Here is a 23,993-nt window from a genome sequence, read left to right on the forward strand (position 1 = left end):
CTCAGCTTTCGCGTTGTGGCAGGCGGGTCTTCGGGGTCTCGGCGTCCACGCGGGTGGCACCCGTGGAGGTGGCTCCGTCCTCGGCCGGGGCGTCGCCCTCGGCGCGGGCCACCCGCACCGGAATCTCCACGGTGAGATCATCGTCCGGGGCGAGGTCGCCCTCGCCGACCGACTCGATGTCGGCGGGGTCGAGAGGAGCTTCGAGGTCGATCGGCTCGATGCCTGCACGGCGCGGCGGCGGAACGAGGCTCGTGTCGTCCTCCACGTCGAAAGCGAGCTCTTCGAGAGCTTCCGCGTGGTACTCGACCAGTTCCTCTTCGCCCATCGTGCGGCTCGCGAGCAGTGCGTAGGCGAGCTCCATCTCGCCCATGAGGCGGATGCGTCGTTCGAGGTAGCTGTCGGGGCGGTCGGAGCGCTCGGCGGCGTACGCCTCGAAGGCGGTGTCGAACGCCTGTTGCGGGGCGTGTGTCCACAGGAGGGAGAAGTCTCGGGCCGGGTCCGCCACGCCAGCGTGCTCCCACCCGGTGATCGCGCTGACCTCACCCTCGTCGACGAGAACGTCCTCACCGCGCAGCGGGCCGTGCGTCACGCACGTGGAGAAACGCCAGAGCTCGGGCGCCTCGAGAGCCTCTTCCCAGCGGGAAAGCAGCGCAGACGGTACGCGCTTGGTGTCAGCCGCGCGATCGAGATCGGCCAGCAGACGCTGGCGGTAGGTCTCGGCGTCGTAGCTCGGAAGCCCGGCTTCCTCGACAACACGCGGATCGACGTCGTGAAGCTTCGCGAGGGCGACACCCACGGCGCGCGCCGCCGCGGTGCGTCCCTGCAGGTCGTTCCACTCCAGGGCGTTACCGCGTGGCTGGGCGTAGACGGCGACCGCGGGCCCTTCCTTGGGGCGGGCCGAGCCCTCGACCCGCGGAAGGTCGAACGCAAGGCGGCGGTCGAGGAGCTGGACGAGCGCGTCCGAGGCAGCGAGTTCGGCACCCGCGGCACCCGTCAGGGCCGAGCGCACCACCCAGACACGGCCGTCCTGGCCGGTGACGTGGGCGCTCTGGTAGACCGCGCCAGCAGGCACGGCGAGACCTTCGACCTTGACGGGGCGGATGCCGGGCACGGCAGCCTCGGCGAGGGCAGCGAGAAGGACGGGGGAGCGCAACACCCCTTCACCGTATGTCGGACCCGCCGCCTACGCTGGGAGGCATGCCCGACGCCACGCCTTCTTTGCCGAATCTCCTGCTTGCGTCGTCGGAGATCGACCGTGACGCAGCGGCCCGCGCCGGGCACGGTTTCGTCCGGGGTCTGCTGCAGGACGCCTCGACGAAGGTGCTCGAGGTCTTCGGTGACCGCACGGCGCTGGACGGGCGTGCGCTCGGGTGGCGGGCGCCCTCCGCAGCCGACCTCGACTGGTACGAGAACGAGGGTGTCGTGCTCTACCTGGGGCGCGCGGGTGAGTCTGCTCGCCTCGCGCTTCTGCGCCCCGCCGACGACTCCCGCGAGGATCTGCTCACGCTCCGTCATGTGGCCCTCGACCTCGACCACGACGACCTGGCGGCCCTGACGACGGCCGTTGCGCTCTCGCACTGGCACGCCACGCACGGGCACTGCCCGCGTTGCGGTGGCGCCACGTTGCCGCGTCAGGCGGGATGGGTGCGTTATTGCCCGAACGACGAGTCGTTGCACTTCCCGCGCACGGACCCCGCCGTCATCATGGCCGTCGTCCACCCCGGTGAGGGCCGGGACGACGAGCGCATCCTGCTCGCCCGGGGGCCGCGCTGGAAGGGCCCGCACCGATCGGTGCTCGCGGGCTTCGTCGAGCCCGGCGAATCGTTCGAGGCCGCCGTTGCACGGGAGACCTTCGAGGAATCCGGCGTCGTCGTCGACGGCGTGCGCTACCTCGGTAACCAGCCGTGGCCGTTCCCGGCCTCACTCATGATCGGTTTCGTCGCCACGGCTCGCACGACAGCGCTGACACCGGAGGACGGCGAGATCGAGGAGATCGGCTGGTACTCGCGCGCCGACATCGAGCGCGGCCTCGCCGAGGGCACGCTGCGGTTGCCGGGGCGCATCTCGATCGCCCGCTCCCTCATCGAGCACTGGTACGGCGCCGAGTTGCCCGACGAAGGGGGCGCCGCGTGAGCTCCGTCTCCCCAGGGGCGATGGATGCCGACGCGGTACTCGAAGGGCTCGACCCGGGGCAGCGCGAGGTGGCCGCGAACCCGCTCGGCCCCATGGTCGTGCTCGCGGGTGCCGGCACCGGCAAGACCCGCGCCATCACGCACCGCATCGCCTACGGCGTCCACTCCGGTGCGCTCGTCGGCCAGCGCACCCTGGCGGTCACGTTCACGGCCCGGGCGGCCGGTGAGATGCGCACGCGACTGCGCGACCTCGGCGTCCCACAGGTCGTGGCCCGCACCTTTCACTCGGCGGCCCTCAAGCAGTTGCAGTACTTCTGGCCCCAGGCCATCGGTGGAGGCGCCCCCGAGGTGATCAAGACGAAGGGCAGCATCGTCGGCGAGGCCGCCGGGCGCCTGCGCCTGCAGATGGACCGCACTGCCCTGCGTGACGTGGCCTCCGAGATCGAGTGGGCCAAGGTCTCGATGCTCACTCCGGAGACCTACCCCGTCGCCGCTCGACGAGCCGGACGTCAGCCGGCCGACCTCGACCTGACGGCCATGGCGCGGCTGCTCGACGCGTACGAGGACGTGAAGTCCGCGCGCAACGTCATCGACTTCGAGGACGTGCTGCTGCTCATGACCGGCATCCTCGCCGAGCGCGAGGACATCGCCCGCACCGTGCGCGATCAGTATCGCCACTTCATCGTCGACGAGTACCAGGACGTCAACGCCGTCCAACAGCACCTGCTGTCGCTGTGGCTCGGCGAGCGCAAGGACCTGTGCGTCGTCGGCGACCCGGCCCAGACGATCTACTCGTTCACCGGCGCATCGCCCAGTCATCTGCGCACGTTCGCGTCGAAGTTCGAGGGCGCGAAGCGCGTCGAACTCGTGCGCAACTATCGCTCGACGCCGCAGATCGTCACGCTCGCCAACGAGGTGATGAAGAAGGCCGACCGCGCGTTCGGCAGCGTGACGCTCCAGGCCCAGCGCGGGTCCGGCACGACGCCGCGCCTCGTCACCTACCCCGACGATGCGGCCGAGGCGCGCGGCGTCGTCGAGGACATCCGCGCCCTCCTCAAGGCAGGGGAGAAGCCGAGCACCATCGCCATCCTCTTCCGCACCAACGCACAGTCCGAGGCCTTCGAGACGGCACTCGCGGATGCCGGCGTGCCGTACCAGATCCGCGGGGGCGAGCGGTACTTCAACCGTGAGGAGGTCCGTCGGGGCATCCTCCTGCTGCGCGGTGCAGCGCGTAGCGACGACGGCTCCAAGCCCCTGCCCGACACCGTCGCCGACGTCCTCATGGGCACCGGGTGGTCGCCACATCCGCCGGCTGCCGGGGCCACCCGCGAGCGGTGGGAATCGCTGCAGTCGCTCGTGGAACTGAGCAAGGACGTCGCGCGCACCGTGCCCGGGGCCCAGGTGCGTCAGTTCGTCGCCGAACTCGACCGTCGGGCCGCGGAACAACACGCGCCGAAGGTCGAGGGCATCACGCTCGCCTCCCTGCACTCGGCCAAGGGGCTGGAGTGGGATTCGGTCTTCTTCGCCGGTGCGAGCGACGGGCTGCTGCCGATCATGATGGCCACGACGCCCGAGGCGATCGAGGAGGAACGACGCCTCATGTACGTCGGCATCACGCGAGCACGCAAGAACCTCTCCCTGAGCTTCGCGCTGGCCCGTCACGAGGGCGGACGGGCCACCCGCTCGCCGTCCCGTTTCCTCGACGGCACCGGTTCGGTACTGGAAGGAGCGGCCGCTGCGCGCCGTCCGGGCGCTCGCAGCACCCGGACGAGCAAGCCGCTCAAGGCGGCGAAGTGCCGCACCTGTGGCCGCGATCTCGACACGGCCGCCGAGCGCAAGATCGGGCGTTGCTCCGAATGCCCGGCCACCTACGACGAGGGGCAGTTCGAGGCGCTCAAGACGTGGCGTCGCGGCGCCGCGCAGCGCGACAAGGTGCCGGCCTTCGTCATCTTCACCGATGCGACGCTCGTCGCCATCGCCGAGACACGTCCGACGACGCCGGCGGGGCTGCGCGCCATCTCGGGCGTGGGAACGTCGAAGGTGACGAAATACGGCGCGTCCGTGCTCGCAGTCCTCGCCGGCGCCGACCCGGAGACGGAGGTCGAATCGCCGAGCGCCTTCGGAGAGTTCGACCCGGCCTGACGCGGATTTAGGGGGCGCGAGAAATCTTCCCGTTAATTCGGTTGCCCGCTTCTCGTCGCCCCGACTACTGTGATCTCACATCACGGCGGATGCCTTGCATTCGCGTGAGCAGAATCGAGAAAGCTCCGCTCGCCGAGCGGACCGACCAGGGAGGTGCCTCATGGACATCATCACCACGATGACGACGTCCGCCTCCCTGCGCGCTGCCCGCCAGGCCTGCGGTACGGGTTTCACCTTCGATCTTTCGGGGCACCCGTCTGCCCTGGGCCACGCCGGCGCTGAGCGCACCGGCGTCGTCGCCGCACGGAAGCCGAACATCGCTTCGGCCGGTGCGCGCGGCTTTGGCAAGCGTCGTCCCCACCTTTCTCGGTTCTCCCCGCATCCGCTCGGGGGTCTGGTGTAGTCACACATCAGCCTTCGAAGCGAAGCCGCGAGATCCGAAACCCGGGTCCGCGGCTTCTTTCGTGTCGATGAGATGTCGACATGTCGAGCCGGTGGACCCGCCCGAGACACATCGCCCGATGAGCGGGCGTCATCCGTGAAGCGAGGAACACCATGACCGCATTGTTCGAAGACCTCATACCCGTGGCGGTGGCCCAGGTAGAGACTCCCTGCGCCACTGCCGACCCGGAACTGTGGTTCGCGCAGCAGCCTGCCGACGTCGAGTTCGCCAAGGCTCTGTGCAGCACCTGCCCCGTCGTGCGGGCGTGCCTGGCCGGTGCCAAGGAGCGCGAGGAACCGTGGGGCGTCTGGGGCGGTGAGCTGTTCGAGCGCGGCGTCGTCGTGCCGCGCAAGCGTCCGCGCGGCCGCCCCCGCAAGAACGCGGCGTGATGCCGTCACCGGTGACCGCGGCGGTCTGCGTCCGACGGGCTCAGGCCGCCCGGCGGCACGAGGCGGTGCACGACCAGAGGCGGTGCTCCACCTGGGGCGCCGCGATGTCGAAGGTCAGGCTCATCGAAAGGGCGTTGACGTTCGACGCCGTGAACGAGCGGACGAACAGGCCGGCGGCCCCGGCAGCGAAGGCGTGCAGCGCCGGAGCGACCGGAGTCTCCGGTCTGACCGTTGCCGCGGCGAAGGCGGGGTGGACGCAGTCGGGACACGGCCCACCGGCGCCCGCGACGGGGCCGACCGTGACGGTGCGTGAGGTGAAGGCCAGAGGAAGGACGGCCGGTCGAGGCCCGATCAACGGCCCCGGCAGATCGGGCACGTCCCCGATCGCTTCGTAGCGCCACGGCAGAGCGCCGATGAGCAGGTCGGGGGCGGGCACGGGACGCCGTCCGTCCCACTCGCCGACGGCGTCGACGAGGCCGGCCACGACGGAGACGACGGGGCGCACGAGAGCATCGGGGCCGGTGACGAGAACGCGGCACGGTCGCCGGACGGGAGCGGCGAGTGATTCGGCAAACTTGTGCCACGCGCGGACGGCCGCGTCCGGTGCGCGCCTCGAGCGCTCGGGGTCCTCGGGCACGAGGTGGCGCAGGGCTCGCCGTTCGGCGACGTGCGGGGTGGGGGTCGTGCCGCTGGGCTGGGACATGCTCGCTCCTCGTGCCTGGCCACCGTCTCCTGGGCGTGGCTTGGTCGACTCAGCGTGCCTCGCGTGTCGGGAAGCGAGTCCGCCGTTGTCCACAGCCGTCGCGGTTGTGGACAGGAGCCGGAGCGTTGTCAGCACTCTCCACTAGCGTTCACGTCATGACCAGCTCGAGCGATCGGCGCCCCACCCACCTCACGATCGACGACCAGCCCGTGGAGATTCGCCGTAGCAGCCGCCGTAAGCGCACCATTCAGGCGCGCTTCGAGGACGGTGTCGTCGTCGTGTTGGCGCCTGCTTCGATGTCGGCGCGGGAGGAGCGGCGCGCCGTCGAGGATCTCGTCCGGCGAGTGACGCGCAAGAGCCGCTCGGCGCGCAACGACGACGCCCTCATGGAGCGTGCGACACAGCTCAGCCGCACGTACGTTCCCGGCGCGCCGGTCCCCTCGTCGGTGCGGTGGGTCTCGAACATGACGAGCCGCTGGGCCTCCTGCTCACCCGCCGACGGTTCGATTCGCCTGTCCGACGCCATCGTGGGTATGCCCGCCTACGTCGTCGACGCCGTGCTCCTGCACGAGGTGGCGCATCTCGTGGAACGCGGTCACGGCGTGGCGTTCCAGACCATCGTTCACGCCGACCCGAAACACGATGTGGCGCAGGCGTATCTCGCGGGGGCGTCGTTCGGAGCACGCCGCACCGCCGATGCGCTGCCTCAGCGCGGCCTTGACGACGACAACAGTGAGCGAGCCGCGACCGATGCCCACGCGACGTCGTCGCCCGGTGACGACGCGCCCTCGGTCGTGCGCTGACCACTTCCTCCCGGGGCTCAGAGCTCGTCCGGGGCATCTCGGGTCGTGGGCAGCGTCGACCAAACCGTCCGGCTTCACCCTCGTGGGTCGCGGCTTTCGGGCACGCTGGGGGGCACGTACCCGACGAGAGGAATTGCTAGGCATGCGTACACGGTTCACCGAGCTTCTGGGCATCGAGCACCCGGTGGTTCAGGGCGGCATGATGTTCGTCGGACGGGCGCCCCTCGCAGCTGCGGTCTCCGAGGCCGGTGGCCTCGGCATCATCACCGCCCTCACCCAGCCGACGCCGGCCGAGCTCGTCCGGGAGATCGAGGCCGCGCGTGAACTCACGGACAGGCCGTTCGGCGTCAACCTCACGATCCTGCCGAGCATCAACCCGCCGCCGTACGAGGAGTACCTCGACGCGATCATCGAATCCGGCGTGACGATCCTCGAGACGGCCGGCGCCAACCCCGAGCCGTTCATGCCCAAGCTGAAGGACGCCGGCATCCGCGTCGTGCACAAGTGCACGAGCGTGCGGCACGCGCTCAAGGCGGAGCGCATCGGTGTCGACGCGGTGAGCATCGACGGCTTCGAGTGTGCGGGCCACCCCGGCGAGGACGACGTGACGGGGCTCGTGCTCGTACCCGCCACCGCCGACGCGCTCAGCATTCCGTTCATCGCCTCGGGCGGTTTCGCCGACGGACGCGGGCTCGCGGCGGCGCTCTCCCTCGGCGCGCACGGCGTCAACATGGGCACCCGGTTCATGTGCACGACCGAGTCGCCCATCGCCGACGGCGTGAAGAAGGCGATCGTCGACGCCACGGAGCGCGACACCGAACTCATCTTCCGCCCGCTGCGCAACACGGCCCGTGTGGCGAGCAACAGCATCAGTCGCGAGGTCGTCCAGATCCTCGAGGACGGAGGCGAATTCGCCGACGTTCGCGATCTCGTTGCCGGTTCGCGCGGCAAGAGGGTCTACGAGGACGGCGACCTCGAGGCCGGTATCTGGACGGCGGGCATGGTGCAGGGCCTCATCCACGACATCGTCCCCGCCGGCGAGATCGTGACGCGTACGGTCGCCGAGGCGGAGAACATCCTGCGCCGGCTCACGGCGACCTTCTCTCTCGATGCCGAGGCGCACCTCTGACGGCCCGAACGCATCAGCCCGCCACCTCCGCGTGAGGTGGCGGGCTGAGCTTCGTGTCGGCGAATCAGGTTCGGGCGGAGAGGTTCTCGCGTGCCAGGTGGATCGATTCGACGAGGGATTCCTCCGTACCCTCGGGCAACGCGTAGACCGGCCACCACCGCACGTCGTCCGACTCGTCACTCATGACGAGGTCGCCGCTCCGGGCGATCGCGGCGTAGCGCAGGTCGAGGTGTTCACGGCACCAGTCGAAGACGGGCGGCAACGCGTGCGCATCGACCTGGACGAGGTCGGTACTCACGAGGAGATCCCCGAGACCTGACTCCTCACGCCCCTCGCGGGCGGCCGCGTCGCGGACGCTCGCGTCGCCTGCTTCGAGGTGCCCGCCGAACTGGAACCACCGCTTCGCCTTGCCGTGTAGCGTCAACGCCACGTGTTCGAGCGACGCGTCGAGTACGACGAGTGACGCCGTGAAGTGCGTTCGCGCGCCGTGGCGCCACATGCACTGCGGCTCGGCCTCGAGGACGTCGAGCATCCGCGCTCGCGTCGCCTCCAAGGCGTCAGTCGGCGCCTGCCACGCCGTGAGCGCAGCGCGGGCGTCGTCGCGCAGGAGCGCGAACGCCTCCGGCATGGGCTCTGCCTGGTGGGCGGGGCTCACTTCTCGGAGTCGGACGGACCCGAAGGCGCGTCGTCTCCGTCGTCGTCCTTGTCTTCGTCACCCTCGGAGCGGTTCTCTGCCGCACCGTGACGCGGGTCCGAGGCGTCGCCGCTCGGCCGCGCGTCGGGGTCGCCGGCCTTCGCGTCGCCGGAGTCCGGCGTTTCGGAGGTCGCGCCGGCGGTGGACGCGCCAGGAGCGTCATCGGCGCGGTCGGCGTCCCACTCGGCGCGCCCCTGCGTGAGCAGCGCTTCGAGTTCGTCGTCCATGGCGTCGCGTTCGGGCTCGGCCACCTCGGCGCCGGTGCGCTTGGCGATGTAGCCCTCCGGGTCGGCGACGTCGTCCGCGGTCGGGATGAAGTCGGGGTGACCCCACGCCTCGTCACGCGTGGCCGCGTCGGACGCCTCGGCGAGCTTGCGCCACAGGTCGGCGGCCTCGCGCATCTGGCGCGGACGCAGTTCGAGCCCGACGAGTGAGCTGAACGTCTTCTCGGCCGGGCCGGCCGACGCGCGACGGCGGCGCACGGCCTCGGAGAGGGCCGCGGCGTTGGGCAGGTGGCCGCGCACGGCCTCGTCGGTGACGACGTCGACCCAGCCCTCGACGAGCGCGAGCAGCGTCTCGAGGTGGGCGAGGGCGCGCTTCTGCTCCGGCGACGGCTCGGGGGAGAACAGGTTGCCGGCGAGGGCCTCCTGCATCGCCTCGGCGTCGGAGGGGTCGATGTCGCGCACCTTCTCCTCGATTGCCTCGGTGTCGATGCGGATGTCGCCGGCGTAGCTCTGCACGGCTGCGATGAGGGCAGCGCCCAACCACGGCACACGCTCGTAGAGGCGGACGCGGGCTGCTTCGCGCACGGCGAGGTAGAGGTGCACCTCACCGGCGTCGACCCCGAGGCCGTCGGCGAACGACGCGACGTTGCCGGGCAGGATCGTCACGGCGTTCGGCGTGACGAGCGGCAGACCCACCTCGGTGCCGGTGACTGTTTCTCCGGCCAGAGCGCCGATGGCCTGGCCGACCTGCATGCCGAACATCGAACTGCTCATCTGCTTGAGCATCGGCGTCATCTGCGACGACAGGCTCGAGATGTCGAAGCCCGCGGGCAGCATGCCCTCGGGGATGCCGAGCTGGGAGAGGTCGCCGGCGTCCATCTGACCGAGCTGTTTCATCATCGCGTCGGAGACGGCGTTGCCGACGCCGGTGGCCACCGGCTCGACGACCTTGCGCCACGTGGGCATCGTCGCTTCGATCCACTCGCTGCGTGACAGAGCGCGGGGGCGGGCGCTCGGCGCGGCGAAGTCTGTGACGGCGTCGAGCCACAGGTTGGCGACCTGCGCCACCTGGGCGACATCGCTCTGCGTCGAGGCGGGGACGCTCGGGTCACCTTCAGCGGCGACGACGCGGCGGGCCACGTCACCGGCCATGCGCTCGTTGAAAGCAGAACCGGTGTCGCCGCTCATCATGGCCTGGAACTGGGCCTGCATCATGCCGAGCTGAGCAGGGTCGATGTTGCCCAGACCCATCTGGCGCAGGGCGTCGACCATGCCGGCGTCGGGGGTGCCGCCCATGAGATTGCGCAGCATGTCCTCGAGACCGTCACCGTTGTTCCGGTTCTCGTCGCGGTCGTCGTCGTCGCGGCCCCCGTAGGGGTTCATCGGGTTGGGAACGTCGGGCATGGAAACCTCCGCACTGGGCGTCGTCGCTTTGCGACCGACACTACCGCTCGCACCAACTCGAACTCCTCGGCGTTCTTGCAGCCGCGGGTGAGAGGATGAGCGGCGGTCGGCACCTCGCCCCGTACAACATCGAAAGGTCGCTATGAGTTCCCGCGCCTCCTTCGTCACGATCAGCCGGGCCCACTCGTGATGGCCCTGCAGCGTCGAACGAAGATCGTCCTCGGCGTCTTCCTGCTGCTCGTGGCTGCCCTCATCGCCTCCGTCGCGATCAAGGTGCCGTACGTCATCCTGCGTCCCGGGCCGGCTCCGGACACGCTCGGTTCGCTCGACGGCAAGCGCATCCTCCAGGTCAGCGGCACGAAGACCTATCCGACGACGGGTTCGCTGCGCTTCACGACGGTCTCGATGTACGGAGGCCCGGGCAACCGTCCGAGCGCCCTCGAATACGCCTTTGCGCTCACCGACTCGCACGCGGAGATCTACAAGGAGTCCGATCTCTTCGCTCCGGAGACGACGAGGGAGCAGGTCGAGCAGCAGAACGCCGCGGAGATGACGGGTTCGCAGAGTGCCGCCGAGGTGGTCGCGGCCCGCAAGGCCGGATTCACCGTGCCGGAGACGATCGAGATCGCCGCCGTCTCCGAGAAGGCCGCCGCGAAGAAGCTCCTGCGTACTAAGGACGTCATCACGAGCGTCAACGGTGTTGCGGTGACGGATTCGCCGACCCTGCAGCGGGAGATGAAGAAGGTGAAGCCGGGGGAGAAGGTGAAGCTCGGCATCACTCGCGCCGGCAAGCCGATGACGCTCGAGGTGCCGACGCAGGAGGTCGACGGGCGTGCCGTCATGGGAGTGGCCCTCAACCCGAAGGCCTCCCTGCCCTTCACGGTGAAGCTCGCCGTCGGCGACGTGGGCGGCCCCAGCGCGGGCCTCATGTTCACGCTCGCGATCTACGACACGGTGACGCCGGGCCCGCTCACCGGTGGCAAGCACATCGCCGGCACGGGCACGATGAATTCCGTCGGCGAGGTCGGGCCGATCGGCGGGGTCAAGGAAAAGGTCGTCGGCGCTCGTGAAGAGGGTGCTACGGCGTTCCTCGCACCGGCCGACAACTGCGCCGAACTCAAGGGCAATGTGCCGGACGGGCTGAGCGTCTACCGCGTGGCGACGATCGACGAGGCCGTCAAGGCCGTCGAAGGCATCGCGAAGAACGACACGAAGGGCCTCGCCCGCTGCGGTTGAGGCACCGAGAGGTCGTCAGCCTGCGAGAGTGGCCTTCAGCGCATCGACGAGACCGGGGGCGATGTTCGTTCCGATGGCAACCTTGTCGTCGCTGTCCTCGGCCCTGCGTCGTACGAGGGTGATGATCTCGCCGCCACGCAGGGCAGCGACGAGGAGGCGGACGTCCTCGCGCTCCGCGTGAGAGGCCAGACGCTCCGTCGTGGAGCCTCGTGTGCCGAAGGTGTCGGTCTGCGCGCTCGGCGGCACGATGATGCGCTCCACCGCGAGTGCCACGCCTTCGACGTCATCGGGCCACGCCGTGTGGCCGAGGGCCTTCTCGAGGTCGTCGCCGACGATGGCGTCCTCCTGCTCGATGGCGGAGTACTCGTCGGGATCAATGTCCCCGAGCACGGCTGCGAGCGCGGGCTGGGCGCGCAACAGTTCGCCGCTGCGGGCGAGTGCGAAGAGCCGGGGCGCCTGGCCCCACCCTTCGGAGGCGACATGCGCCTCGGTCTCGAGCGCACAGCGGGTCAGGGGTGACAGGACGGGCTTGACGGCACTCATGGATCCCATCGTAGGCGGCCCGGGGACCCCGCCCGCACGCGTGAGGTGGGCCACGGGTTAGGTTGGGGCAGAACGCTGGAACGAGTCTGCGCGCTGAGCGCGAGCGAACGCGCGCTGCGCGGGTGAAGGGGTGGGGCCGGTGCCTGCAGATCGGGTGCCCGAAGGCGGCGAGCAGCAGGTTGCTCTCGACCCCCGTTCGGTCAAGCGTGCGAGGCGCCTCGGGCTCGTCGTCGGTGGGCTCATCGTAGCGATCTTCCTCGTTCGGCTCGTCGCCGGCGCGTGGACGCAGTGGGCCTGGTTCGACTCCGTCGGCTTCGTCGGCGTGCTGCGAACCCAGTGGATCACCCAGGGCGTGCTGTTCGTCATCGGGGCGCTCCTCACCGGCGGCGCGGTCTGGACGTCCCTCGCCGTGGCGCACCGGGCACGGCCCGTCATCGTGCCGGAATCCGACGATGAGCTCGTCATGGAGCGCTACCGCGGCGCCTTCGAGCCGATCCGTCGCCGAGTGTGGATGGCCGTCCCGGCGCTCGTCGGCTTCTTCGGCGGGGCGACAGCGGCCTCCCAGTGGAAGCTCGCCCTCCTGTGGTTGAACCGTGTTCCGTTCGGCACGAAGGACGCCCACTTCAACAAGGACATCGGCTTCTTCGTCTTCACCGTGCCGTGGCTGAGCTTTCTCGTCGGCTTCCTCACGATGGTGCTCATGCTCGCCCTCCTGGCGGCGCTGCTCGCGCACTACCTCTACGGCGGCCTCAACTTCCGCGGTGCCGGGGGAGGCGCTCATTCCCGCAGCCCCCGTACGTCGGCCGCGGCTCGCGTGCACCTGTGCGTCCTCGCGGCTGCGCTCCTGCTCGTGCGCGCCGGTTCCTTCTGGCTGTCTCGCTACGAGAGCACGACGGCCGCGGGGTCGCGCATCACCGGCGTCACGTACACGGTCGATCACGCGATCATTCCGACGCGCGGCGTCCTCGCCCTCGCGGCGCTGTGCTGCGCGGCCATGTTCATCGCGACGATCGTGACGGGCACCTGGCGCGTACCGCTCGTCGGCGTCGCCATGATGACGGCGGTGGCGGTGCTCGTCGGTCAGGTGTATCCGGCGTTCGTCCAGCGCTTCCAGGTCAAGCCCTCGGAGGCGAGCAAGGAGACCCCGTACATCAAGGACGCGATGGCGGCCACGATGAAGGCCTACGGGCTCGGCGACATCGATCGGCGCAGCTACAGCGCGACGACCGACGCATCCGGTGGGCAGCTGCGTGGTGACACCGCGACGATGCGCGGTATCCGCCTGCTCGACCCCACCGTCGTCGGCGCCACGTTCCAGCAGCTGCAGGGGCGCGTGAACTACTACCGCTTCCCGGCCAGCCTCGACGTCGACCGCTACACGACGAACGGCGAGAAGCGCGACACCGTCGTTGCGGTGCGCGGCCTCAACCTCGCGGGTGTGCCCGCCTCGCAGCGCAACTGGGTCAACGACCACACCGTGTACACGCACGGCTACGGCGTCGTCGCGGCCGACGGCGGAAAGCTCACGTCCGAGGGTGCGCCCGTCTTCGTCGAGAAGGACATGCCGACGAACGGGGTACTCGGCAAGTACGAACCGCGCATCTACTTCGGCGAGGACATGCCCGGCTTCTCCATCGTCGGTGGCCAGGGCGCTCGCGAACTCGACCACCCCGACGCCTCGGGTGAACAGAAGCGCACGCGCTACGCCGGCAAGGGTGGTGTCGCCCTGTCGAACCCGATGAGCCGCCTCGCGTACGCCGTGACCTACGGCGACAAGAACATCCTGCTGTCCGACGCGGTGGGTGACGGCAGCCGCATCATCGACAACCGCGACCCCTCCGAGCGCGTCAAGGCCGTGGCGCCGTGGCTCACCACGGACGGCGACGTCTACCCGAGCGTCGTCGACGGGCGGGTGCAGTGGATCGTCGACGGCTACACGACGAGTGACAACTACCCGGGCGCGGCGAAGTCGAACCTCTCCGGTGCCACGTCCGACTCGACGACGGCGACCTCGCGCAACGTCCGTGCCCTGCGAGACGGCCAGGTCAACTACATCCGCAACTCGGTCAAGGCCACGGTCGACGCCTACAGCGGCGAGGTGAAGCTCTACGCGTGGGAGCCGAACGACCCGATGCTCAAGGCCTGGACGAAGGCGTTCGGCGGTTCGGTGAAGCCGATGTCGCAGATGAGCGCCGATCTCGTCTCCCACGTTCGTTACCCCTCGGACCTGTTCAAGGTGCAGCGAACGGTGCTCGAGACCTACCACCAGAACGATGCGGGTGAGTTCTTCAACGCGAGTGACCAGTGGCAGGTGCCGGACGACCCGACGGCCGGTGAGAACGCCAAGGGCCAGCCCCAGCCGCCGTACTACCTCACGCTCGCGATGCCGGGGCAGAAGGCGCCGAGTTACTCGCTCACGTCCACGTACATTCCGGTCGGTTCGCGACAGAACCTCACCGGCTACCTGTCGGTCGACTCCGACGCGGGCTCCGAGGCGGGCAAGAAGGCCTCGACCTACGGGCGGGTGCGTCTGCTCGAGATGCCCGGTTCGACCTCGGTCACGGGCCCGGCGCAGTTCCAGAACGATCTCGACTCGACGACGCGCACCTCGGCCGACGGCAGCGTGCCCCTCACGCAGTTCCTCAGCCAGGCGCGACAGTCCGGTTCGACGGTGGCGCGCGGCAACCTGCTCACGCTGCCCGTCGGGGGAGGCTTCCTCTACGTCGAGCCCATCTACGTCCAGGCCCGTGGTGCAACGTCCTACCCGCTGCAGCGAGCGGTCGTCGTCGGGTTCGGCAACAAGCTCGCATGGGCGCCGACCCTCGAGGCGGCGCTCGACGATCTGTTCGCAGGAGACTCCGGAGCGGACGGGGCGCCGCAGCCGTCCCAGGACGACGCGAATTCGGCCAAGGACTCGGAGAAGGACTCCGGGAAGGATTCGACGACGAAGCCGTCGACCTCGTCCAACGCAACGCTCGACAAGGCCCTGAAGGATCTGCAGAAGGCGTACGACGACGGGCAGGCCGCCATGAAGAAGGGCGACTGGAAGGCCTACGGCGAGGCGCAGCAGCGTCTGCAGAAGGCTCTCGATTCGGCCACGTCGGCCGCGCCGTCGGGCTCGGTCACGGCGAAGTGAGGCGCGTCGGTGGCGGCGTGAGGCACCTCACGCCGCCACCGATTTGCGTATTCCGTTCACCTGCTCTTAAGGTTGAGGCATACCGACGCGGGGTGGAGCAGCTCGGTAGCTCGCCGGGCTCATAACCCGGAGGTCGCAGGTTCAAATCCTGTCCCCGCTACAAGTGCAAGATGCTCGCATCTTGTTGAGACGAGGTCCTTCTGGCGCTTTCCCAGGAGGACCTCGTGCATTTGCCACCACTTCCACCCGTTGCCATGGCAGGCATCTGCCACCTGTTGCGATCGCAGGTGCTACCCCCGCCACCTGGCACCACCCCTCTAGTGCGGTGGGCGCTGCCGCGACTGATCTGCAGCGGCCCGGCCGGTTGCGCACGGTCATCGACAGGAGCCGGTTCGTCCCGGCTCCGTGACCTGTCGATGACGCACCTCACGGCTGGGGTGCGCTGAGTGATGGAGCCAGTGGTGGCCTACGACCCCGAGGAACGGATCAGCCGCAAGGATTCGGCCCGGTTGGCCCGGCGCAGTGAAGACACGATCCGCCGGCTGGAACGCAAGCACGGCCTGGTCACCGAGCGGGACCCGGACTCGCTCCAGGTCACTTACCGGGTCCAGGACCTCATCGATCGCGGCATCCTCCAGCTCGAGGACGTTGCCACCGCGGGGTCGGCGGCCGAGTCCGCTGAGCTGGCCGGGGCGCGGGAGACGAACGCGCACCTTCGGGCCGAGATCGCCGAACGAGACGGACGCCTGTCTTACGCCGAGGATCTGATCAAGGAGCTGAAGGAGCAGCTGTCGGTCAAGGACAAGCAGCTGACCCAGCAGTCGACCCAGATCAACAAACTGACCGACGCCCTTGGCGGGTTGAGTGCCCAGCACTGGCGGGCCGGAGCATGAGTGCGCCAGCACCGGCCAGTCACCCGAGCGGGGCGCCACGGCTGCGGGTGGTCGGCAATACCGGGGCGCAGACCGTCTGGAACCTGGACCGTCCTCTCGCGTTGCTCGCGTGCGCGGGTGCACCGGTCCAGCTCTCCGCTGAGGAAGCCGACCTGGTTGCGCTGACCAACGCGGCCGGACACTACGCGGGGCGGATCCTTGACCCTGACGTCGAGCCCGATGATGTGCACCCGGCCGAGTACGTCGTGGAGTACATGATGGTCGCCCACGGCTTGAACCGCCGTGCGAAAGGCGATCGGGTGGCGGCGGTCGAGTCCAACCACCGCCGTTACCTGATCCCGTTCTTCACTGAGCTCGCCTTCACTCGACCAGAGGGCAAGAAGGGCATCGCCTACCTCCGGCTGCCCCAGCTGGAGACCGTGCCCCCGGATGCTGGCCGGCGACGCACCACTCCCCGCCGCCACCGTGGCTGCCGATCAGTTCCGTGACCGGGTCGGCCTGCAGTGCCTGCACCTGAACCTCGAGGACGCCCATCACGTCGTCACCGACAGCGCCCTGCTCGACGAAGCCCTGGACACCAGTCTGGTGCCGACCTACCCCGACATCCGCACCGGCGAGCCGCTGGTCCGGCCGCACGATCTGCGGGCGGCGGGTCTGCTGGCCGAGCCGTCGACCGCACACGGCATCGCCGCATCCACGGCCAAGAACGTGTTGCGGGACCTGAAGCTGTCGTTCAACCGGGCCCGAGACCATGGCGCTGATCTTTCGTTGAGCGTCGACCTCAGCGTCGTGGAGCCGCTGCCGGACAAGCGTCAGCGCGACAACCGGGCGAAACCCGAGTACGTCTCGCTGCAGCAGACCCGGACCGTCGCCGGTGAGCTGCCGCTGATCGGCCAGGTGGTGCTGTGGATGGGCCGGCTGCTGGGGCTGCGCATCAGCGAGGTCTACGGACCCCGCGTCAAGGACCTGACCACCGACGAACACGGCCGCGCCTGGCTCACCGTCGCCTCCCAGGGCGGGACTCGGTCCCTGGAACGGGACCGGCAGACCGGGCTACTGGTCGCGCAAGATCACAAGTCGACGACCAAGTCCTCCGCCTCGGTGCGGACCATCCCGATCCCGCACGCGCTGGCCGCCATGCTCGGTGACACCATCCGGATCTACCACACCGACGCCACGACCGGGGCTGTGCTGGAGGACAACCGCCTCATCCCGGGCCTGCGGTCGGAGAACGCCTCGGGTCAGGAGGCCTACCGCGGCTGGCTGCGCACAGCACAAGCCGAGACCAAGATCGACTTCCTGCCCCACACGCTGCGCAAAGCACTGGTCACCGACCTCAAAGACGCCGGGATCGACCGGCGGATCGCGCACTTCTACGCCGGCCACGAACTCGACGGCACCGTGCACGACAGCATCTACGACCTCGGCCCCGGAGAGCAGATCGTCCGCGTGGCCAACATCCTCGATGACCAGCTGGCCACTCTCCTCGGCGACAACCCACTGATCATCCCAAGCGGACTGAAGCAAACCTGGGGCGGCAACACCCGCCGCTGGGACCAGCGACTCTGGATCGAACAGCAGGCCATCGACGCAGGCTGGCGTCCCGCGCCCAGCGGGGATCGTGGCCGAGAACTCGACGTTCACCAGGTCGCCGAGAGGCTCAGCCTGTCGGCCAATGCCGCCCGCAGACTCCTGAACAGGTAACAGATCCCCGCCAACCACAAACTCTGGGGCAGACGGCAGCTCTGGGTGGCCTGGGAAGCTGACGTCGAGGCCTACCGCTCCCAGCAGCCGATCACGCTGAACGAGCTCGCAGTCCAGCATGGCTGGACCTACCACCAGATCTACGCCGTCTCCCGTGAGCTCGGTGTCCTCGCCGACGCCGAGACCGTCGGTCGACGCACCATCCTGACCGCCGAACACGCCCAGACGATCACGGCGGAAGTAGAGCGGCGCGTGCACATCGAGCAGACCGCCATGTCCGTCACCGAGGCCACCATGTCCCTCGGGCTTTCGGCCAAGCACATCGCCGAGTTGATCAAGCAGAACATCCTCCAGACCACACGCGGCCCGACGCACCGGTCACCGCGCTACGTCACCCGTACGTCCGTCGAGGAGTACCAGGAGCGCTACCCGGCCAATCGGCCTGAGGCTGCGGCAGACGAGCCGACAATGCCGATTGTCGACGTGGCTCGACTGCTCGGTATGTCCCGCCAAGGCGTGACCGCACTCGTCCAGCGGCGGCAGCTCCAGACCGACCAGAAGGGACGGCGGCAGCACATCGTCCTACGCTCGGTGCTCGACTGGGCCGATCACACCGGCCTGGGTGATCAGGTCGCGGTTATACGACGACACCTGGATGTGCAAGCTCCGTCTTCGTGAGTGACGCCTGCAATGCTGCAGCAAACGTCAGCCCTCCATAGTGTCGTGCTGTCCAGCGCTGCCAACGAGACGGATGCCTAGGACCGTCGCCGAGCTGGAAAGCGCGGCACTCTGCCTCCACCAGCCTCTCGGTCAGCCACCTCACCTGTTCCCGGTGGTGGGATCGCGCCGGACCTGTCGGTTCGGACAATCCATAGGCGAGCAGTACGCCGTCGCATGAAGCAACAGCGGGAGCTAATTGCTTGCGCGCCTCCATCCACGCGCCCGGAGTGGCGCCGAGCTCCGTGATGTCTGTGACATCCGCTGATGGGAACGCGAACAGGTTGCCTACCCGCACGGTCTCGAAGCCGAGCAGGGCGCGCGCCTGTTCCAATCTCGCCAGCGTCCTTTCGCCAGAACCGGCAGGAGGGTTTGCCAGGACGCAGAGAAGCTCTCCACGTGCAGCGGTGTCAGTCCTCGTCATCCGAATACAAGAGGTCAGCGATGCGGGTGACCTCGCTGTTCCTGAGGTCCTCCGCCAGCCTCACCAGTCCGAGGCTCATCAGTGTTTCCGCCACCTCAGCCGGGTCCTCTGCCGTGGGGTGGAACGCCCTCACCAACGCGAGAAGCTCGCCACTCGGATCGAACGAGCCCACGTTCATGTTCTGCCCGTCCCCGGCACGACCGAAGTCATCACCCCGGGTCGGTTCCAGCCCCAGGCGAAGTGCATAGGACAACCCGAGTCGGACGATCTGCTGCTTCTCCTTGAATGGGAAGCGTTCGTGGATCTCATCTCGTGCGAGATCCGCCTTGCCGGTCAGGGCGATGTTCACCCGACCGCGTGTGGTGGTTGGTTCAGACACTGTGGAGCTCCTGGAGGTTGGTCTCGTGGGCGGATGCTCCGCGCTGCAGTTCGTACTCGGCCAGCATTCGGCCGCGAAGCAGCTCACGAGCCTTGTCACGAGGTAGCTCACGCTCGGTGACAAGGAGGAACACCTGCGAGGTGAGCTTGTCGAGATTGGTGACCACGTCGTCGACGTGGTGCTCGTCGAGGCGGCCGAACGGCGAGTCCATGATGAGTGGGCCGCTGATCGGAGAACTCGCTTGCAGGCCACCCAGCAGCGAGAGTGCGACCAGGTGCTCGTAGCCTGCGCTACGGTGCTTCACCGGCTCGCCATTCTTGTCGAGGATCCGCAGGCCGTAGGACTCGTTGATCGTGAGCTTGACGAAGTCCTGCTCTGACCTCATCGCCACGAAAAGCTCCGTGGCCTGCTGCTGGATGCTCTCCTTGAGCTGATCGCGGTAGGTGACGATCGCCTGCTCGTAGAGCTTCGTGACATTCTCAGCTAGCTGCTGGCGGTCATAGACGCTCTGATCTGCCTGACCTGCGCCACCCTGCTTGCGGATCTTCTCATCCAGCTTTGCGACGTTCTCCTTGGCCTGGGTATACCTATCACGCTCCGCAGTGTAGGTCTCCCTGGCCTTCAAGAGGCGCGTCTCGACGTTCTTCGCGCGCTGTACCAGCTCGCTCAGGCTGTCATCCTGGCCCTTGAGCTTGTCGTCGTAGTTGTCGATGTCCTCGCGGTGGTCCTCGATCTGCTGCAGCAGCTTCAGGTAGCTGTCCTCGACCGTCTTGATCTCTGCACGCAGGCTGTGACCCTGCCCAGAGGCCCGGAGGTGCTTCAGGTTCGCCTTCAGCTCGGTGGCCTGGTCCTCAGTGGAATCCAGCTCTCCTGATTCGATGACCTTGAGATGCGCTTCGAGAGCAGAGCGGTTGTCGGCGCCGAGCTGTGCCTCGCAGGCAGGACAAGTGTCTCCGGACGCCTTGTGTAGACGCGCCAGAGTCGCCGCGAATCTCAGCTCGTCAAGCGTCTCCTCCAAGGCGTCGAGCTCCTTCTGATCCTGCTCGATGCGTGCCTCGATCGGCTCGACGAGGACAGCCTGCCAAGAGTCCGCCAGGAGGGCCTGGAATCGTTCCTTGGCCTCGACAAGTTCGTTCTCTGCCTGGTGCAGGTTGTTGCGGGCCTCGTCGCGGAGGGCCTTGATCTGAAGCTTGCCTTCCTGCTCGGCCAGTTGCTGCTCCAGCTCGCGGGACTCAGCCTCAAGCTTCTTCGCCTTCTCGTCCTCCTGCTCGTAGTTTTTGCGGAAGGTCGAGAGCCGCTGCTGCTCTGTCTCGAGCGCCTTCCCCAGTTGCTCCGTCTTGGAGTTCTGCTTCGCCGCTCGAGCGATCTCCTTGCTGGCGTTCTCACCCACGAGCGCGGCGTCCTGGGCGGCATGCTCGAGGATCGGCAGTCCCAGGATCCGTTCGATGGCATCGCGGAGAGTTGCGCCCGCCGTGCTGTCGTCGTCGAGCAGCTTCTCGTACTGGTCCAGCAGCTCGCCGTCGAACAGGAAGAACTGCTCGATCTCCCGAGGCATGAGTTCGGCAACCTGTCGTTCTGCGTCAGCTGTGCTCAAGGCGACGGAGTCCTTGCGAAGGATGATCTCCTGTGAATACTCGCCGCCCGTGTTCGTGAGGGTGCGGGTCAGGTCCCATTCGGAGCCGTCCACCTCGAACTCGAGTCGGACACGGCAACGCACTGGGGAGCCGTTGGCTTCCTCAAGGGCGACACTGTTGGTGATGTCCTCGATTGGGAGCGGGCGGGTGCTGCGCTTGCGGACATCTCCGGTCCAGGCCCAGCGGAAGGCGTTGAGCAGTGAGGTCTTGCCCTTGCCGTTCCGTCCGTAGAGGACGACGACGCCGTCCTTGTCGGGGATGCTGAGCTGCTGCACTCCCTTGAAGACAAGGAAGTTCTCTACTGTCAGATTCCGGTACCTCAAGCCTCAGCGCTCCTGTTCAGGTGCTGCTGGATGGCCCGGGCGACGCCCTCCTGGGCGCGGGGGCGGTCCTCGACGTGCTGTTTCTCGATCTCGATGATCTGCTGTGCCAGCGCGGGGTCCATGTCGCTGAAGGCCCGTGAACGCACCGACTCGACGACTTCGGCTAGATTGTCTCGCATAATTCTCTACTCCTACTACGCGGTTGGTTGCGTTCACCGTGCCGACCGGAGTAGGCGTGTCACTAGTTTAGTCGTCCGCCTCCTCGCCGGAACCGAGATACTCATAGAGTGCCTCAAGATCCCCGCCAAGTCCTACAACTAGCTGTTCCAGGGGATCCCGCGCGTCGCTGTTGAGGGCGTCCCGGGCGAAGTTCCCGGCTCGGGCGAGCTCGCCCTGCAGGAGGGACATGCCGGAGGCGTCGTCCAGGCTCTCAGGCTGAAGGATCGCGTCGTACACAGTTGCGAGGTTCTTCCCTTCCGCCTTCCGAAGCACGCGGCCTCTGCGCTGGATGAACTCCCGTGGGTTCCTCGAGGACGCAAGGATCAGGGCGTGATCGGCGTTCGGAATGTCCACGCCCTCGTCCAGGCACTTGATCGAGACGACCACGCCGCCGTTCTCGTCGAAGTGGCGCAAGGTCGCAGCTTTGTCACCAGGCATGTCCGAGTAGTACTCGTACGCATCGATGCCTGCGTCCCGCAGGCTGACTGCGACCTGCTCCAACTGGTCCTTGTCGTCGCAGTAGACGAGCCAGCGCTGACCATGCTGGTAGTGCTTCGTCACGACCGATTGGGCGAGGGGTGTCTTCCCCTCGGCCTTCTTGGCGATCCGAGCCCGCTGCATCGTCAACATGCGGATCCGCTCCAGTTGACTGGCGGTGGGTCCGCCAGGGGCGTTGTGTGATTGGGCGACCAGCTTCCCGATCTTCTTGCTGAGCTCGTCCCAGTCCTCCTGTTCCTGCGGGGAGAGTCTCACCAGTTGCGGGTAGTAGAGGTAGTCGCAGAGAGCCCCGGCCTTCAATGCGTCGCGGAGGGTGTAGCGATGGATCACGCCACCGAAGTAGTCGAGTACAGCCTCAGTACCGTCAGGATCACCAGCTCGCTCCGGCGTTGCAGAGAGGCCCAGGCGTGCAGCGGCACCGATCTCCAGAACTTTCCGGTACGAAGTGGCGCCGAGGCGATGCACCTCATCACCAACGAGCAGGAGGTTCTGTGCACGGGAGGCCTGGTTGACGAAGCCCTGCTGTGTGGCTGTGGGCGCTAGCGCGACCACTACCCGCTCTGAGGCGGGCTGGGAGAGCCAGTTACGCAGACGAGTCTTCCACGCCGTTTCGCCGTCACCGCACAAGTGCACACGTCGTCCGGTGTCTTCGATCTGTTCCTTCCACTGCCGGGCGACCAACCTGGAAGGGGCAACGACGAGGGCCGGCCCGTCGTAGTTGGCGATCGCCGTGATACCGGTGACCGTCTTGCCGGAACCGGTTGCGTGGGCAAGGATCCCGCGTCTCCCGTTCTCTTCCCACATGTCCAGGCCGGTAATCTGCTGCTCCCGCAGCGGCCTCCCGTCCGGCGCAGTACGGATGACGAGCTCGGGTTCGGAGTCGGCAGAGGCCTCGGCGGCGAACTCACGCCAGTCCACGCCGTCTGCCTGGGACTCGAGCCAGTGGCGAAACGGCGCCGGGAGGGCGAGAACCTCAACTCCGGCGCTCTTGCCGTCCCAGAGCTTCTCGAAGCGTTCTGCAGACCGCTGGACGCGAATATTATCGTTGCGACCTGTCCAGCTGGTCCAGGCATCGAACGACTCGATGTTGCCATCCGAGGCAATGCCGAATCGCGTCTCGTTCAGCGACCCGCGGAAGCCGACTCGCTGACCACCTGCGTCAGCGAACAATCCGACCTTGTCGTGGAACATGCGGCGGTCATCAAGCGATGCGTGGGCGACCCGGGCGAGGCGGATCTCGAGCAGACCCTCGGAGATGAGCGCGGCCAGTGCGAGTGCTGGCTTACGAAGTTGATCATTGGTGAGCAGCGCATCGAACTCTGACCGGAGCACGGCAGCGAGCGACTCGTCATCGCGCGCCTCGTAACCACGCTCGATGCCCTGGGCATCCTTCTCGGTGATGCGGGGTGAGCACAGAATGCGGATCTTCCCGCCACGGTCAAGGAACTCCGGGAGCGCTCCCCAGTAGAGCGCGAGGGCACTGCTGGCGAAGAAGCCGGTGATGCGGTCATAGGTGACTGCTTCGGCCAAGGCACGCAGGTAGAACTCGTTGAGGATGTCGTCCCGGTCACTGGCGTACTCGGGTTCCGGCGTCCAACCGGACGATCCCCATCCCTCGGCTGTCATGAGGTCAGCCGTTCGATCGATAGTTGCCACCGAAGCTCCAAGGCTTCCGAGAGTGTGTCCGGGCGTGAGGCGACGACCGTCTCAGACTCACCAGCATCGCGGAGTGTGCGCTGTTGACGAGCAACTCCCTCTGAGAGAGCGGTGAGCAACGTGTCCTCCTTGACCTGTACACCTTTCGAGTGGGGGATCCCTTTGCCCACGTCATGCGCCTCCGCATCCCACAGCGCGAAGATTCCTAGGTCCGGATCGAAGCCGGCCAAGATAATGAAGGGGCCATCTGTCGTGTCGAAGTGCCTGTTCTTCTTCGGGAGGATGATCTGGATCCGGTAGGCCCCCGCCTGCCGCTCTGAAGGGTGTGTCGTCATCGTGAACATGTAGATGCGAAGGTGCGGCGGCAGCGGCGGCAACATGTGGAGGTCGAACGGCTTCTTGTCGAGGTCCAGAGCGTTGGACGGGTCGCAGCAGCCCGCAAGCGAACTGGCGAAGATCCGGTTCGCTTGTTGCGTGGTCTTGCTCGCTCGGGATACCTGTACCATGGGTGCCATTGTGTCCCACAGCGTCGGCAGTCCGGTGTCGTTATCCACAGGCCCCGCCTCGGG

At 67.7% G+C, this 23,993-nt stretch carries 23 protein-coding genes and 1 tRNA gene; 13 read left to right on the forward strand and 11 right to left on the reverse strand.

The annotated features are described in order from the left end of the window. Position 1: 1 nt before the first annotated feature. Complete coding sequence (locus EVU97_RS00435; RefSeq protein ID WP_129662594.1) at positions 2-1,156, reverse strand: phosphotransferase; 1,155 nt, start codon at positions 1,154-1,156, stop codon at positions 2-4. A 41-nt stretch (positions 1,157-1,197) separates the two neighbouring features. On the opposite strand from EVU97_RS00435, the gene nudC reads away from it, so the two are divergent. The 4 genes from nudC (at position 1,198) to EVU97_RS00455 (ending at position 5,105) form a co-directional block, all read left to right on the forward strand. Then, positions 1,198-2,133 carry an NAD(+) diphosphatase gene (gene nudC, locus EVU97_RS00440; RefSeq protein ID WP_129662596.1) on the forward strand — a complete coding sequence of 312 codons (936 nt, stop codon included), beginning with the start codon at positions 1,198-1,200 and terminating at the stop codon, positions 2,131-2,133. Between the two features lie 20 nt (positions 2,134-2,153). Next, on the forward strand, positions 2,154-4,274 hold the full coding sequence (locus EVU97_RS00445; protein WP_129663199.1) for an ATP-dependent DNA helicase UvrD2: 2,121 nt from the start codon (positions 2,154-2,156) through the stop codon (positions 4,272-4,274). 160 nt (positions 4,275-4,434) lie between these two features. Then, the gene (locus tag EVU97_RS00450) at positions 4,435-4,677 is read left to right on the forward strand and encodes a hypothetical protein (RefSeq protein ID WP_129662598.1); all 243 of its coding nucleotides are present in this window, start codon (positions 4,435-4,437) and stop codon (positions 4,675-4,677) included. Positions 4,678-4,829: 152 nt separating this feature from the next. Then, complete coding sequence (locus tag EVU97_RS00455) at positions 4,830-5,105, forward strand: WhiB family transcriptional regulator (protein WP_047310292.1); 276 nt, start codon at positions 4,830-4,832, stop codon at positions 5,103-5,105. Between the two features lie 40 nt (positions 5,106-5,145). On the opposite strand, the gene EVU97_RS00460 is transcribed toward EVU97_RS00455, so the two are convergent. Next, positions 5,146-5,808: a hypothetical protein gene (locus tag EVU97_RS00460; RefSeq protein WP_129662600.1), complete on the reverse strand. Its 663-nt coding sequence runs from the start codon at positions 5,806-5,808 to the stop codon at positions 5,146-5,148. Positions 5,809-5,963: 155 nt separating this feature from the next. Here EVU97_RS00460 and EVU97_RS00465 point away from each other — a divergent pair, with 155 nt between their 5' ends. Together EVU97_RS00465 and EVU97_RS00470 are read left to right on the forward strand one after the other, a co-directional pair. Continuing rightward, a complete protein-coding gene (locus EVU97_RS00465) occupies positions 5,964-6,611 on the forward strand; it encodes a M48 family metallopeptidase (protein ID WP_205744828.1) in 648 nt (215 codons plus the stop codon). A gap of 142 nt (positions 6,612-6,753) precedes the next feature. Next, positions 6,754-7,740, forward strand: a complete 987-nt coding sequence (locus EVU97_RS00470) for a nitronate monooxygenase family protein (protein ID WP_129662602.1) — start codon at positions 6,754-6,756, stop codon at positions 7,738-7,740. A 64-nt stretch (positions 7,741-7,804) separates the two neighbouring features. Here EVU97_RS00470 and EVU97_RS00475 read toward each other — a convergent pair whose 3' ends face one another. Then, a complete protein-coding gene (locus EVU97_RS00475) occupies positions 7,805-8,395 on the reverse strand; it encodes an NUDIX hydrolase (RefSeq protein ID WP_205744829.1) in 591 nt (196 codons plus the stop codon). Continuing rightward, a complete protein-coding gene (locus tag EVU97_RS00480) occupies positions 8,392-10,062 on the reverse strand; it encodes a zinc-dependent metalloprotease (protein WP_129662604.1) in 1,671 nt (556 codons plus the stop codon). The genes EVU97_RS00475 and EVU97_RS00480 overlap by 4 nt, the downstream gene beginning before the upstream one ends. A 189-nt stretch (positions 10,063-10,251) precedes the next feature. Here EVU97_RS00480 and EVU97_RS00485 point away from each other — a divergent pair, with 189 nt between their 5' ends. Beyond that, on the forward strand, positions 10,252-11,298 hold the full coding sequence (locus tag EVU97_RS00485; RefSeq protein ID WP_129662607.1) for a PDZ domain-containing protein: 1,047 nt from the start codon (positions 10,252-10,254) through the stop codon (positions 11,296-11,298). Between the two features lie 15 nt (positions 11,299-11,313). Here EVU97_RS00485 and EVU97_RS00490 read toward each other — a convergent pair whose 3' ends face one another. Next, on the reverse strand, positions 11,314-11,841 hold the full coding sequence (locus tag EVU97_RS00490) for a PPA1309 family protein (RefSeq protein WP_370448502.1): 528 nt from the start codon (positions 11,839-11,841) through the stop codon (positions 11,314-11,316). Positions 11,842-11,980: 139 nt separating this feature from the next. Here EVU97_RS00490 and EVU97_RS00495 point away from each other — a divergent pair, with 139 nt between their 5' ends. From EVU97_RS00495 to EVU97_RS00520, 6 genes are all read left to right on the forward strand, one after another. Then, positions 11,981-14,977 (forward strand): UPF0182 family protein, encoded by a 2,997-nt coding sequence (locus EVU97_RS00495; RefSeq protein WP_240730078.1) that lies wholly within the window; start codon positions 11,981-11,983, stop codon positions 14,975-14,977. Positions 14,978-15,063: 86 nt separating this feature from the next. Then, positions 15,064-15,137 (forward strand) — tRNA-Met (locus EVU97_RS00500). A gap of 301 nt (positions 15,138-15,438) precedes the next feature. Continuing rightward, a complete protein-coding gene (locus EVU97_RS00505; protein ID WP_129662611.1) occupies positions 15,439-15,870 on the forward strand; it encodes a hypothetical protein in 432 nt (143 codons plus the stop codon). Positions 15,871-15,917: 47 nt separating this feature from the next. After that, entirely contained in the window at positions 15,918-16,358 is a 441-nt protein-coding gene (locus EVU97_RS00510) for a hypothetical protein (RefSeq protein ID WP_129662613.1), read from the forward strand. Next, positions 16,300-17,574 carry a tyrosine-type recombinase/integrase gene (locus EVU97_RS00515; RefSeq protein ID WP_129662615.1) on the forward strand — a complete coding sequence of 425 codons (1,275 nt, stop codon included), beginning with the start codon at positions 16,300-16,302 and terminating at the stop codon, positions 17,572-17,574. Before EVU97_RS00510 ends, EVU97_RS00515 begins: the two co-directional genes overlap by 59 nt. A gap of 45 nt (positions 17,575-17,619) precedes the next feature. After that, the gene (locus EVU97_RS00520; protein ID WP_129662617.1) at positions 17,620-18,252 is read left to right on the forward strand and encodes a hypothetical protein; all 633 of its coding nucleotides are present in this window, start codon (positions 17,620-17,622) and stop codon (positions 18,250-18,252) included. On the opposite strand, the gene EVU97_RS15405 is transcribed toward EVU97_RS00520, so the two are convergent. The 6 genes from EVU97_RS15405 to EVU97_RS00550 all read right to left on the reverse strand — a co-directional run bounded on the left by EVU97_RS15405 (position 18,212) and on the right by EVU97_RS00550 (position 23,978). Beyond that, on the reverse strand, positions 18,212-18,715 hold the full coding sequence (locus EVU97_RS15405; protein ID WP_129662620.1) for a DUF1643 domain-containing protein: 504 nt from the start codon (positions 18,713-18,715) through the stop codon (positions 18,212-18,214). The two genes, EVU97_RS00520 and EVU97_RS15405, sit on opposite strands and share 41 nt — an antisense overlap. Further along, entirely contained in the window at positions 18,702-19,064 is a 363-nt protein-coding gene (locus EVU97_RS00530; protein WP_129662623.1) for a hypothetical protein, read from the reverse strand. Before EVU97_RS00530 ends, EVU97_RS15405 begins: the two co-directional genes overlap by 14 nt. Before the next feature lie 22 nt (positions 19,065-19,086). After that, a complete protein-coding gene (locus EVU97_RS00535) occupies positions 19,087-21,051 on the reverse strand; it encodes an AAA family ATPase (RefSeq protein ID WP_129662626.1) in 1,965 nt (654 codons plus the stop codon). Beyond that, a complete protein-coding gene (locus EVU97_RS00540; protein WP_129662629.1) occupies positions 21,048-21,230 on the reverse strand; it encodes a hypothetical protein in 183 nt (60 codons plus the stop codon). The genes EVU97_RS00535 and EVU97_RS00540 overlap by 4 nt, the downstream gene beginning before the upstream one ends. Positions 21,231-21,297: 67 nt before the next feature. After that, the gene (locus EVU97_RS00545; RefSeq protein ID WP_129662631.1) at positions 21,298-23,394 is read right to left on the reverse strand and encodes a DEAD/DEAH box helicase family protein; all 2,097 of its coding nucleotides are present in this window, start codon (positions 23,392-23,394) and stop codon (positions 21,298-21,300) included. Continuing rightward, on the reverse strand, positions 23,391-23,978 hold the full coding sequence (locus EVU97_RS00550; RefSeq protein WP_129662633.1) for a hypothetical protein: 588 nt from the start codon (positions 23,976-23,978) through the stop codon (positions 23,391-23,393). The genes EVU97_RS00545 and EVU97_RS00550 overlap by 4 nt, the downstream gene beginning before the upstream one ends. Positions 23,979-23,993 lie beyond the last annotated feature (15 nt).

It is taken from the genome of Dermacoccus sp. 147Ba (assembly GCF_004151355.1).
Lineage (GTDB): Bacteria > Actinomycetota > Actinomycetes > Actinomycetales > Dermatophilaceae > Dermacoccus > Dermacoccus abyssi.